The following is a 10,854-nucleotide window of genomic DNA, read 5'->3' as shown; positions in this document are numbered from 1 at the left end:
CGCCGTACGTTTTGTACAAAACGTACAAATCTCGCGGTGGCTCAGCCTGCTGCGCCGCCCTCCGGATCGGCGCTGCGGACCCAGTCCCGCGCCGCCTCCAGCTCCGCCATGCCGAAGGTCCGGATCTTCGTCGAAATCAGTGCGCCAGCGGCCTTCACCACCGGGCTGATCCAGCCCATGTCCGACACGACGGCGACATGGGTGATGTAGCGGATATTGCGGATATCGAATTTCAGCCCCGGGATCAGGATCGACGGATCGAAGGTCGGGAAATGCTCGACCACCTCGATCATCCGCACAGTCCCGTTACGGTCGATGAAGTCCTGCAGCCTGTCCACCAGCGGCGCATAATCCGCGTGGCTGATGTGGCCCGTGATGTGGAATTCGACCACCTTGGTGGCGTCATCCTCTTGGTATTCTATCGTCATGGCGCTCCCCTCCGGGGATCAGGATGCGCCCGGATGCCCCATCTCGCAAGGGCGCAGATCCACCAAGCGGATCATGGCCAATTCTTGCCAAAAGGCGAAGCCAACATCGCAAGCAATTGATTTCTAGTATACTTTCTCCTTACCCACGCCAGGGTGGCCTATTGCGTCCCCCGCCCGGCCGCGATCCGGGCCACCAGCCGCAGGGCGTGGCTCGGGTCCGTCGCGGCCACCGGCAGGACCGGGTCATAGGCCGCGCGGATCACCTGCGCCAGGTCCGGCCGCAGGATCACCCGCCCACCCTCGACCTGCGCCAGCGGAGAGCGGTCGGCAAAGGCCCTGTCGGACCACAGAAGGATGGTCTGCACCACCTGGCTCAGCGCCAGCGTCTCTGCCGGCACCTTGGTCAGTTCGCCGTCCATCCGCAGGAAGACGAAACAGGCCTTTATCCCGCCTTCGGCATCGAACCGGAACACCCGGTACTGGTTCGCCTCTGCTGCCTGCAGGCGGTCGACCAGCGGGCCCAGCCCCTCGATCAGACGGTCGAGGTCCGGCACCTCCAGCAGTTCCGCCCAGTCGCGGAAGAAGAAGACCATGACATTGGCCCCAAGCTCGGGGTCGGTTTCCGCCATCTGGTGCCCGGCCAGCGTGCAGACCGCCTCGAAGGCGCCCTTGATCACCTGCAGTGTCGCCTCTTCGACACCAAAGACGATCGGCGCCAGGGGACGCCCCCAGCGTGCGCAAAGATAGCTGCCGTCCGACCGCGTAAAGAGCGTGGCGATCTCTTCGGGGGTCATGTCCTGGGTCATGCCGGCTGTCCTTTTCACGTCGTGGAATAGCGCTTTGCCGCGACCTGCCCGAAAACGACCCGAAAGGCAAACTGCCCCTGCAAGGTCGGGTTTATCCGACCGGCCCGCGGCTTGGCCGTCCGGCGTCCGGTCCCCATGTCATATTGGAACGCAGAGGAGAGACCCCATGCACAGCCGACGCACCATGCTCAGCCTTGTGAGCGCTTTCGTCTTTGCCGCCGCTACCCCCGCACTTGCCAATTGCAACGGCAATGACGCGGGTCGCATAGCCCTGGCGGCAGGCGACCGAACCGAGGTCGTCGCCCTTGCCGATGCCAGCCCCTCTTTCACGCAAAACGGCCAGCCCACGATCAACCTGTCGCTCTGCGCCGACAGCGCGCCTGTCCTTGCCAGCATGACCAAGGAGGCCGTCGGCCAGCAGATCGCATTGACACTGGACGGAGAGCCGGTCTGGAACGCGGTGGTGGCGCAACCGATCCTTGGCGGGGCCTTGCAGGTCACCGGCGGCTTTACCGCCGACGAGGTCCGGGAGCTGGCCACCCGCCTGCGCGAGGCTGCGGGGCTGACGGACTGACGTCAGCCCTCGAAGAGGTCGCTTTGTCCCGGTGGCACCGGCGCAGCGAGTCCAAGGTGTTTCCAGGCCTTCTGCGCCAGCATCCGCCCGCGCGGCGTGCGGCTGATGAGACCCTGTTGCAGAAGATAGGGTTCCACGACCTCCTCCAACGCGTCACGGCTTTCCGACAGTGCCGCCGAGAGTGTCTCGATCCCCACGGGACCGCCGCCGTAATTCTCGGCCATCAGCATCAGGTAACGTCTGTCGGCCCCGTCCAGCCCCAGGCTGTCGACCCCCAGCCGAGTCAGCGCATTGTCGGCCAGGGCGCGACTGACCACGCCACCGCCTTCGACCACGGCGAAATCCACCACGCGACGGAGCAGCCGTCCGGCGATCCGGGGCGTGCCGCGTGACCGGCGCGCGATCTCCAGCGCGCCGTCGCCCTCCATCCGCACGCCCAGCTTGGACGCATTGCCCGCGACGATGGTTTCAAGCTCGGGGATGGTGTAGAAATTCAGCCGCGTCGGAATGCCGAACCGGTCGCGTAGCGGCGTGGTCAGCAGGCCCAGCCGCGTTGTCGCACCGACAAGAGTGAAGGGTTGCAACTCGATCCTCACCGTGCGCGCCGCCGGTCCCTCGCCGATCACGAGGTCCAGTTCGTAGTCCTCCATCGCCGGGTACAGGACTTCCTCGACGGCGGCGTTCATCCGGTGGATCTCGTCGATGAACAGTACGTCGTTGCGTTCGAGATTGGTCAGGATCGCCGCCAGATCGCCTGCTTTGGCCAGAACCGGACCCGAAGTCATGCGAAAGCCGACCCCAAGTTCCCGCGCCATGATCTGCGCCAGCGTCGTCTTGCCCAGGCCCGGGGGGCCGTGGAACAGCGTGTGGTCCATTGCCTCGCCGCGCGAGCGCGCGCTCTGGATGAAGACACGCAGGTTCGCCCGCGCCTCAGCCTGGCCGATGAAATCCTCCAGCATTTGCGGACGCAGCGCGCGGTCGCGGTCCTCCGGCAGGGGATCGGGGCGCAGGGTGGGGTCAGGATCGCTCATGTCCATCCCTTACCCCTTCGGCGCCAATAGCTTCAACGCCGCGCGGATCAGGGCGGCAGTGTCGGCCTCCGGCTCGGCGCCCGCGGCCTCGGCCACGGCGCCGGCGGCCTCGGAGGGGCCGTAGCCCAGGTTGCCGAGCGCAGAAAGCGCCTCGGCCTGCGCGCTGGACCGGCGCGGCGGCGCCTTGCGGGGGGCATCGGGAGCAGGCGACGTCTCGATCACCTCGGCGGAGGCAGCCTGCGGGTCGTCCCCGAGGGGGTCGCTGACGCCCATTGCCATGATGGCGGGTGCCTTGTCCTTCAGCTCGTTCACGACGCGCTGCGCGGTCTTGGGGCCGATCCCCTTGGCCGCCTTGATCGCCGTCCAGTCGCCCAGCGCCAGCGCGCGGCTGACCCCGTCCGGCCCAAGCGTTCCAAGGATGGCCAGCGCCGCCTTGGCGCCCACGCCCTGCACCGACAGCAGCAGGCGGAACCATTCCTTTTCCACCAGCGTCGGAAAGCCGAACAGTTGTAGCAGGTCCTCGCGCACCAGCAGATCGGTATAAAGCGCCGCGGCTTCGCCGGCGCCGGGCAGACCCACGCGCACCCGGTCGCTGCAATAGACGACATAGCCGACGCCCTGCACGTCGATCAGAACATGATCCTCACCGTGGTAGACGATCCGCCCTGCGATACGCCCGATCATGCGCGCACCTTCATGCGCCGGGCGCCCATGTGATGCGCGTGGCAGATCGCCACCGCCAGCGCGTCCGCCGCGTCCGGCCCGGCGGGCTTCGCGCCGGGCAGTTGCAGGCTGACCATGTGCTCGACCTGGTGTTTTTCGGCATGGCCGACGCCCACGACCGTCTTCTTGACCGAGTTCGGCGCGTATTCCCCGATCGGCAAACCGAACTGCGCCGGGACCAGCAGGGCGATCGCCCGCGCCTGGCCCAGCTTCAGCGTGCCCGCCCCGTCGCGGTTGACGAAGGTATGTTCCACGGCCGCCTCGTCGGGCATCATCCGGTTGAACACATCTGTCAGCAATTCGTGCAATGCGAGCAGTCGTTCGGCCAGCTCCTTGCCGCCGGGCTTGCACAACCCGTTTGCGACGTGCCTGAGTCGGCTGCCCTCGACCTCGATCACACCCCATCCAAGGGTCCGAAGCCCCGGATCAATGCCCAATATCCGCATGGATGCCCGCCCGTGTTGTTTTTCAGACACGGCTAGCACGAAAGGCGAACAAAAGCCAAGGTTAATGCGGCGAGGGCCGTTTGCGACACCGATTGTCCCAGCCCCGACACATGACATTTGTTTCCGGCACGGAACCGCCGGAAAACGACGCCGGGTAGAGCGGATTTTTGCTTGTTTATCAGAAGGGTTAACCGCGATTTCCGTCATGCAGAAATCGCATGTGACCCATGCAGAAAATGCGCCTTGTTGCAGCAGATTGCCCAAACTATGTGCGGTTTCAGAACGAATACACCCCCCATCCAAAAGGAGACCAGCGATGGCCGCATTCGACACTTCCCGCCCCTTCGCCGCGTCGGGCTCCGCCGCCCAGATCGGTAACATCTTCACCTCCGCATTCGGCGCAACCCGCCCCTACCATGCGTCGGAAACCGCAGCCCGGATCGGCAGCATCTTCGCCGCTGTCTTCGGTGCCGTCGCCGCATGGAACGACGCACGCATGACCCGCAACAGCCTGTCGGCCTTGACCGACCGCGAGCTGGAAGACATCGGCCTGCACCGCGGCGACATCGACAGCGTTGCACGTCGTTACTGAGGACAGTTCGCGCAGCCGGTCGACCGGGATGCTCGACCGGCTGCGCATCGCCACTCACGGCAAAGGCAAAACCCGCGCTTCATCGGAAGCGCGGGTTTTTTCTTGTCTCGTGATGTGAGGGGAGCCTCACCCCATGACCGGCGCCAGGAAGTCGGCCAGCATGCGGGTTACCGGATCGACCTGCAGGATCCACGCCCCGGCCTTTTCGTAGAAAACGCCCTGTGACAGGCGTTCGACGTGTCCGGTGTAAATCGCGTCTCCCAGCCATGCCAAGGCAACCATCTTGAACAGCATCACCGCCACTGCAAGACGCAAGACCAGGTGCAGGCCGAAACCGCTCATCCTGCTCTGGGGGACCTGTTCGATCACGCCGTTGCGGTTCATCCGGGTCACGTACCCTTGTGACATCCGGATGTGCTTGCGCCGCAGCGCTTGTTCACGCTTGTGAAAACTTCTCTGAGCGTCGTCCATGACAGCCTCATTTCAACCGGCCCCCACCGGATGAGGCAATTTTTAGCCAAACTTTATGGCAAGATTGGGGCAATTGGATTTAATTTTGCCTCGATTGCCCCGGTCAACCCTTTATTTACTGGTTTTTCCGGAGCGTCAGCGTCACCCACTCGCCGATCACATCGCGGCGTAATTGCGGCATCCCGTGGGCAGTGTAGACCTCGACCACCTCATCGGCCTGCCAAGTCAGAATACCCGAAAGGATAGCATAACCCCCTGGGGCAAGGTGCTTTTCCATGTCGGGCGCCAGGTCGATCAGCGGTTGCTTCAGGATGTTTGCAAAGACCAGGTCATAGGGTGCGCGAGCGTGCAGTTCGGGGTTGTCAAAGCCGGCGGCCTCAACACAGATGACCTTGTCGCCAAGGTCATTGGCGCGCACGTTGGCCTCGGCCACCTCGACGGCGACCTCGTCGATGTCCGAAGCGATCACGGGATCCGGCCAGATTCGCGCCGCCCCCATCGCCAAAACGGCCGTGCCACAGCCGATGTCGGCCACGTTGCGGCCCTGAAAGCCCTCCGAGGCCAGCCGGTCCAGCGCCTCGAGGCAGCCCTGAGTGGTGCCGTGGTGGCCCGTGCCAAAGGCCATCGCCGCCTCGATCAGCAGCGGTTCCGAGCCTTCGGGGATTTTGTCGGCATCATGGCTGCCGTAGACGAAAAAGCGCCCGGCCTCGACCGGTGTCAGTTCGCGCCGGACCTTGTCGACCCAGTCGGTGTCCGGCACCTCGGAGACGACAAAGCTCTTTGCGTCATAGGCGGCGGCCAGCAGTGCCAGTTCGATCTCGTTCGGCGCCTCGGTGAAGTATCCGCCGATCTCCCACGTGCCAGAACCGTCCTCGATCTCGAAGACGCCGATGCCTGTGGGCTCGGGATCGAGTTCCTCGAGTGCAAGGCCCAGGGCCTCGGCCTTGTCCTTGTCGGCAAGCTTGGTGAAGGCGGTCCAGGTCTTGGGCATGTGGGTGATCCATTGATGGAAAAAAGCGCATTCGCTGTGGCACGAAAGCCCGACCGCCGCAAGTCGCACTGCGTTTGACGTGATTCCGTCACGTAGCCGTGCTAGAGGCATTTGACCCTAGGCCAAGACATCATGCCCGCCGCATTCCTCGTCCTGTTCTACCTTGCCCTGACCTGCGCACCGCTGGCGCTTGCCGCGCTCCAGGGACACCCCCCGCGCCCATTGCGTGACGAACTGGCCTCCGGCGTGGCCCTGGCCGGGCTGGCGATCCTGCTGGTGGAATTTGCCCTATCCGGGCGGTTTCGCGTGATCTCGGGGCGGATCGGCATGGATGTAACGATGCGGCTGCACCAATTGCTGGCCCGCGCCGCCTCAATGCTGATCCTGCTGCACCCGTTTCTCTATTCCGGCCCACAAAGCCTGCGCCCCGGCCTGACGGCCCCCGGATCGACGGCCCTGAATTTCGACTGGTCCGGCCTCTGGCCCGGGATCGTCGCCTGGCTGTTGCTGGGCGCCGTTATGGTCATGGCACTGGGCCGAGACGGGCTGTATCGGCACGAGATCTGGCGCGCGTTGCACGGGATCATGGCGCTGGTCATGGCGGGACTGGGTGTTCTGCACGCCACCCGCGCCGGACGATATAGCGGCGATCCGGCTCTTTGGGGGTTCTGGTGGGCCCTGTTTGCCATTGCCGTTCTCTCACTGGCCTGGGTCTACGCGGTCAAACCCCTGATGAAGGCGCGGCGCCCCTGGCGCGTAGGCAGCGTGACCCGTCTGGCAGACAGGACCTGGGAGCTTTGCCTCGACCCCGAGGGCCACAAGGGCCTGCACTACCTGCCCGGACATTTCGCCTGGATCAGCATCGGCAAGCCCGCCGTCTCACTGAACGAGAACCCGTTTTCCATCGCCTCTTCCCCGGCCGAAGGCGGCAGGCTGCGCTTCGTCATCAAGGAGCTGGGTGATTTCACCAACCGGCTTGGCCGCGTGACCCCCGGCACCCGCGCCTGGGTCGATGCCCCCTTTGGCTCACTGACCTTGAAACGGCATCGCAAGGCCGGCGGCGTTGCGCTGATTGCCGGCGGCGTGGGCATCGCCCCGCTGCTGTCTCATCTGCGCCAGCTGGATGCCGACGATGACCCGCGCCCGCGCGTTCTGTTCTATGCCAACCGGGCCGAAGAGCAGATCGCCTGCCGCGAGGAACTGCACCGGCGCGCCCAAACCGGACCGCTTCGCGTGGTCCATGTCCTGTCCGACCCGCCCGAAGGCTGGCAGGGAGAGACCGGCTTCGTCACGTCCGAGGTGCTGAACCGGCACCTCGACGCGGAGGCCCTGAAAAGCTGGGTGTTTGTCCTTTGTGGCCCGCCCCCCATGCTGCACGCCGTCGAGGACGCGCTCTTGGGTCTTGGCGTGTCTGCCCGCAACATCCTGCTGGAGCAGTTCAGTTATGACTAGCCGTGGACGCATCGCGCGCGCCTTCTGGGTCCTGACCCTGGTGATCGTGCTGGCCGTCCTGGCCTTTGCGCTGCGCGGTTTGCTTTAGCGCCGGCGCCAGCGGTTCGGGTCGCGCAGGGCGCGCCGTTCGCGCAGGTTGACCCGGGGCAAGGACCCCTCACCGATCCCGCGGACATAGCGCCAGCCCAGGACACCCGCCACAACGCCCATGACGGCCCCCACAAGCGCCTGCGCATAGATCACGCCCTGGGCCGCGTAGACCCCCGACAGCCAGAGCGCCACGGGCCACATCAGAACCGCCTCGCGCAACCAACTTTGCACCGAGGCCCAGAGCGGTCGGCCCAGCGTGTTGAACGCCGCGTTCGAGACAAACAACAGCCCGCCCACCGTGAAGGACAGCGCCCCGAACTGCGTGAAGGCCCGTAAGACCTCTGCGCCCTCTCCCTCCAGCCCAAAACCCCGCGCAATGGGACCGGTCAATGCCATCAGGATCAGCCAGACACCCGCCGCGTAGACAACGCAAAACAAAACCGCATCGCGATAGGTCTGGCGCAGGCGGTCGAACTGACGCGCGCCGAAATTCTGGCCAAAGATGCCCCCGATCGCCCCGGCCAGCGAGAACAGCCCGCCGAAGGCCACAACCGTCAGCCGGTTGATGACCGCCCAGGCCGCCACGGCTGTATCGCCATGCATCGCGATGAACCCGGTCAGCAGGAAGTTTCCGAAAGGCGTGGCCATTTGCGTGATAATCGCCGGCAGCGCCACGCGCAACAGGCCCGGGCCGTGGCGCAACAGCAAGGCGGGCCGTGGCATAGCCAGCAATCCATTCCGGTGGGCAGCGAACCAGATCGCCAGCCCCGCCATGATGCCGCGAAAGATCCAGACGCTCAGCGCCGCGCCGTCCAGCCCCCAACCCCACACATAGATCAGCAGCGGGTCCAGCCCCAGCATGATCAGCCCGCCGCCCATCGTCACCATCATCGCCTGCCGCGCCAGCCCGTCGGCGCGCAAGACCGCGCTGCCGCAGAGACCCACGGCCATCACCGCCAGCGAAGGCATCGACAGCGCGACATATCGCGCGGCCAGGTCCAATGCCTCGCCTTCGGCCCCCGCGCTGGCCAGCAGGTCATGCCGGAACAGCACCACCAGCCCCGCCGTCGCCGCCTGTACCAGGAAACACAGCAGCATACCCGCCGACCCTTGCTCCCGCGCAATCGCCCGTTCGCCGCGCCCGATGCTGCGCGAGACAAGCGCTGTGGTGGCGATCATCAGGCCGACGCCGATGGAAACGGTGAAGAACTGGACGGCAAAGGCATAGCCGATGGCCGCCATCAGGATCGGCTCACCCAGTTGCGACAGCCAGAACAGGTTGGCCGCATCGACGACAAAGACAAAGGTGATGCCCGCCGCGCCGCTGAGCGTCATCCGGACGACATGCCCCAGGGTCGGCCCGGTGAGGAAACGCCCCCCGGCGCCGATCGCCTCGCCGGCCACGCCTATTCCGCCGGGGCCGCAACGACCCCGGAAAAGACGGTTTCATTGCCCGGTTCCGGGTGGCGCGGGATCATCAGTGCCAGCGCAAGGCTGGTCAGTGCCATGCCCGCCGCCAGGCCAAAGACGGACCCCGGCGAGGAATCCCAGAGATAGCCCAGTACCGCCGGCAAAAAGACCGCCGCGATATGGTTGATGGTAAAGGCCACCGCAGCGGTGGGCGCCATGTCACCCGGGTCGGCGATCTTCTGGAAATAGGTCTTCAGCGCAAAGGCGAAACCGAAAAAGATATGGTCCAGCACATAAAGCGTCGCCGCCAGCACCACGCCCCAGCCGAACCAGAACAGCCCGCCGTAGGCCAGGAACACAAACGTCAGCCCGATGTATTCGAAGGTCAGCGCATTGCGTTCGCCGAACCGCGCAACCACCTGGCCAAAGATCGGTGTCGCCACCATGCTCAGAACCAGGGTCACGAGGTAAAGCGAAGTGATCTCGTGCACGTCATAGCCGAACCTTTCGACCATCATGAAGGCAGCGAAGACAACGAAGATCTGACGCCGCGCGCCCGACATGAACTGCAGCGCGTAGTACAGCCAGTAACGGCGGCGCAGGACGAATTTCTTGACCTGCGGATTGGGGCTTTCGAACTGTGGAAAGGCAAAGGCGCACCAGGCGGTGATCCCCAGCGTCAGCACCCCGGCCACAGCATAAACAAGGCCGTAGGGCAGATCGTAGGTCCGCCAGGTCACCACGATACAGGCGTAGGCGACAAAGGTCGCGGCCGATCCCACGGCCACCAGCCAGCCCAGGATCTGCGGCGCACGGTCCTTGGGCAGCCACTGGAGCTGCAGGCTCTGGTTCACCGTTTCGTAGTAGTGGAACCCGATCGAGCTGAGCAGCGTCACGAAAAGCAATCCGCCGAGGCTGGGAAACATTGCGGTGATCGCCGTTGCCACCCCCAGCAGCGCCAGCGACACCAGCGCCAGCACCTGTTCGCGCACCACCAGCAGGACCAGGATCACACCGATGGCCAGAAACCCGGGGATTTCGCGCACGGAATGCAGCCAACCGATGTGCTTGCCCTCGAAACTGGCCACCTCGATGACGAAATTATTGAGCAAAGCCGACCATGTGGCAAAGCTGAGCGGCATGGCAATCGCCATGAGCGTCAAGAGGGCAATCGGGCGCCGCCAGACCGGAAGGTGGCGCGCTTCTGAAAGGGGAACCGGGGTCATGGTTTTGCTTTAAGCCGCCACACTGGGCTTGGCGAGTCCCGGTTTGGTGCGTTGGCGCACATTGCGACCGCCGCCCCGGGCACCGGCCCGGACGGCGGCCAGCCCGTGAGGTTCAGACCGCCTGCGCCGCCGAGAACCTGTATTCCACCTCTGCGAAACGGTCCTTTGCAAAGACGTAGAGGAACCGCAGCCCTTCGGCCCCGGCAACGGTGTCATGCTCGGCGTCCTCGGGGATATAAAGCGCGGTGCCCGGCATCAGTTCATGTTGCACCCCGTCGATGGTCACGATGCCCGATCCTTCGAGACCGAAATAGATCTCGGCAGGGCTGTGACGATGCGGCAGCAGGGTGCCGGCGGGACCGAATTCCGCCACGCCCATCACCATGCCCGAGGTCGAGGTCTTGTCGGCGGAAAACAGGGTCCGCCAGCGCACGGTGCCAAAGGCCGGATCCTCTCCGCCTTCCAGCGGGGCGTGGTCCGCGTTGGCGACAACCGGCAGCCTGGCCACGGCCATCATCATCTCGTTGGCGAAATCCATGTCGAAGTCCATGACGCCTCTCCTCTTGCGCACGGGTGTTCCATCAACCATGCCCGAATCGCACCCCGGTCCTCTG

13 protein-coding genes are annotated in these 10,854 nt (G+C 65.0%); 3 read left to right on the top strand and 10 right to left on the bottom strand.

Going from position 1 to position 10,854, the window contains the following annotated elements:
• Positions 1-41: 41 nt before the first annotated feature.
• Positions 42-428 carry a SpoIIAA family protein gene (locus PVW46_RS00475; protein WP_043141081.1) on the bottom strand — a complete coding sequence of 129 codons (387 nt, stop codon included), beginning with the start codon at positions 426-428 and terminating at the stop codon, positions 42-44.
• Between the two features lie 158 nt (positions 429-586).
• Positions 587-1,222 carry a hypothetical protein gene (locus tag PVW46_RS00470; protein ID WP_069208272.1) on the bottom strand — a complete coding sequence of 212 codons (636 nt, stop codon included), beginning with the start codon at positions 1,220-1,222 and terminating at the stop codon, positions 587-589.
• Positions 1,223-1,400: 178 nt separating this feature from the next.
• Between PVW46_RS00470 and PVW46_RS00465 the strand changes: the two genes are divergently transcribed.
• Complete coding sequence (locus PVW46_RS00465; protein ID WP_069208244.1) at positions 1,401-1,808, top strand: SecDF P1 head subdomain-containing protein; 408 nt, start codon at positions 1,401-1,403, stop codon at positions 1,806-1,808.
• A gap of 2 nt (positions 1,809-1,810) precedes the next feature.
• Here the strand turns inward: PVW46_RS00465 and ruvB are convergent, their stop codons facing one another.
• Genes ruvB through ruvC form a run of 3 tightly spaced genes read right to left on the bottom strand, consistent with a single transcriptional unit; the run spans position 1,811 to position 4,008 of the window.
• Positions 1,811-2,839: a Holliday junction branch migration DNA helicase RuvB gene (gene ruvB / locus PVW46_RS00460; protein ID WP_043141294.1), complete on the bottom strand. Its 1,029-nt coding sequence runs from the start codon at positions 2,837-2,839 to the stop codon at positions 1,811-1,813.
• Positions 2,840-2,848: 9 nt separating this feature from the next.
• Positions 2,849-3,523 (bottom strand): Holliday junction branch migration protein RuvA, encoded by a 675-nt coding sequence (ruvA, locus tag PVW46_RS00455; protein ID WP_069208245.1) that lies wholly within the window; start codon positions 3,521-3,523, stop codon positions 2,849-2,851.
• The gene (ruvC, locus tag PVW46_RS00450; protein ID WP_043141073.1) at positions 3,520-4,008 is read right to left on the bottom strand and encodes a crossover junction endodeoxyribonuclease RuvC; all 489 of its coding nucleotides are present in this window, start codon (positions 4,006-4,008) and stop codon (positions 3,520-3,522) included. The genes ruvA and ruvC overlap by 4 nt, the downstream gene beginning before the upstream one ends.
• 316 nt (positions 4,009-4,324) lie before the next feature.
• On the opposite strand from ruvC, the gene PVW46_RS00445 reads away from it, so the two are divergent.
• Positions 4,325-4,600: a DUF1127 domain-containing protein gene (locus PVW46_RS00445; RefSeq protein ID WP_043141071.1), complete on the top strand. Its 276-nt coding sequence runs from the start codon at positions 4,325-4,327 to the stop codon at positions 4,598-4,600.
• Between the two features lie 126 nt (positions 4,601-4,726).
• On the opposite strand, the gene PVW46_RS00440 is transcribed toward PVW46_RS00445, so the two are convergent.
• Positions 4,727-5,071, bottom strand: a complete 345-nt coding sequence (locus tag PVW46_RS00440) for a hypothetical protein (RefSeq protein WP_069208246.1) — start codon at positions 5,069-5,071, stop codon at positions 4,727-4,729.
• 115 nt (positions 5,072-5,186) lie between these two features.
• On the bottom strand, positions 5,187-6,062 hold the full coding sequence (locus PVW46_RS00435) for a 50S ribosomal protein L11 methyltransferase (RefSeq protein WP_069208247.1): 876 nt from the start codon (positions 6,060-6,062) through the stop codon (positions 5,187-5,189).
• A 132-nt stretch (positions 6,063-6,194) separates the two neighbouring features.
• Here PVW46_RS00435 and PVW46_RS00430 point away from each other — a divergent pair, with 132 nt between their 5' ends.
• Positions 6,195-7,514 (top strand): ferredoxin reductase family protein, encoded by a 1,320-nt coding sequence (locus PVW46_RS00430; RefSeq protein WP_069208248.1) that lies wholly within the window; start codon positions 6,195-6,197, stop codon positions 7,512-7,514.
• An 84-nt stretch (positions 7,515-7,598) separates the two neighbouring features.
• On the opposite strand, the gene PVW46_RS00425 is transcribed toward PVW46_RS00430, so the two are convergent.
• The 3 genes from PVW46_RS00425 to PVW46_RS00415 all read right to left on the bottom strand — a co-directional run bounded on the left by PVW46_RS00425 (position 7,599) and on the right by PVW46_RS00415 (position 10,790).
• Positions 7,599-9,008, bottom strand: a complete 1,410-nt coding sequence (locus tag PVW46_RS00425; RefSeq protein ID WP_274573759.1) for an MATE family efflux transporter — start codon at positions 9,006-9,008, stop codon at positions 7,599-7,601.
• Positions 9,009-9,010: 2 nt separating this feature from the next.
• Positions 9,011-10,240, bottom strand: a complete 1,230-nt coding sequence (locus tag PVW46_RS00420) for an MFS transporter (protein ID WP_069208249.1) — start codon at positions 10,238-10,240, stop codon at positions 9,011-9,013.
• Positions 10,241-10,352: 112 nt separating this feature from the next.
• Complete coding sequence (locus PVW46_RS00415; RefSeq protein WP_088671078.1) at positions 10,353-10,790, bottom strand: cupin domain-containing protein; 438 nt, start codon at positions 10,788-10,790, stop codon at positions 10,353-10,355.
• Between the last annotated feature and the right edge of the window lie 64 nt (positions 10,791-10,854).

Origin of the sequence: Mameliella sp. AT18 (genome assembly GCF_028807275.1) — a bacterium.
GTDB lineage: Bacteria > Pseudomonadota > Alphaproteobacteria > Rhodobacterales > Rhodobacteraceae > Antarctobacter > Antarctobacter albus.
Note: the sequence above shows the minus strand (reverse complement) of the source record. Positions and strands in the feature narration are given on the sequence as shown.

What these genes read in the sequence shown, in the direction of transcription:
- PVW46_RS00420 (WP_069208249.1), bottom strand. Translation starts at nt 10,240, where the DNA reads ATGACCCCGGTTCCCCTTTCAGAAGCGCGCCACCTTCCGGTCTGGCGG.
- ruvA (WP_069208245.1), bottom strand. Translation starts at nt 3,523, where the DNA reads ATGATCGGGCGTATCGCAGGGCGGATCGTCTACCACGGTGAGGATCAT.
- PVW46_RS00465 (WP_069208244.1), top strand. Translation starts at nt 1,401, where the DNA reads ATGCACAGCCGACGCACCATGCTCAGCCTTGTGAGCGCTTTCGTCTTT.
- PVW46_RS00470 (WP_069208272.1), bottom strand. Translation starts at nt 1,222, where the DNA reads ATGACCCCCGAAGAGATCGCCACGCTCTTTACGCGGTCGGACGGCAGC.
- PVW46_RS00445 (WP_043141071.1), top strand. Translation starts at nt 4,325, where the DNA reads ATGGCCGCATTCGACACTTCCCGCCCCTTCGCCGCGTCGGGCTCCGCC.
- ruvC (WP_043141073.1), bottom strand. Translation starts at nt 4,008, where the DNA reads ATGCGGATATTGGGCATTGATCCGGGGCTTCGGACCCTTGGATGGGGT.
- PVW46_RS00415 (WP_088671078.1), bottom strand. Translation starts at nt 10,790, where the DNA reads ATGGACTTCGACATGGATTTCGCCAACGAGATGATGATGGCCGTGGCC.
- PVW46_RS00435 (WP_069208247.1), bottom strand. Translation starts at nt 6,062, where the DNA reads ATGCCCAAGACCTGGACCGCCTTCACCAAGCTTGCCGACAAGGACAAG.
- PVW46_RS00440 (WP_069208246.1), bottom strand. Translation starts at nt 5,071, where the DNA reads ATGGACGACGCTCAGAGAAGTTTTCACAAGCGTGAACAAGCGCTGCGG.
- ruvB (WP_043141294.1), bottom strand. Translation starts at nt 2,839, where the DNA reads ATGAGCGATCCTGACCCCACCCTGCGCCCCGATCCCCTGCCGGAGGAC.
- PVW46_RS00475 (WP_043141081.1), bottom strand. Translation starts at nt 428, where the DNA reads ATGACGATAGAATACCAAGAGGATGACGCCACCAAGGTGGTCGAATTC.
- PVW46_RS00430 (WP_069208248.1), top strand. Translation starts at nt 6,195, where the DNA reads ATGCCCGCCGCATTCCTCGTCCTGTTCTACCTTGCCCTGACCTGCGCA.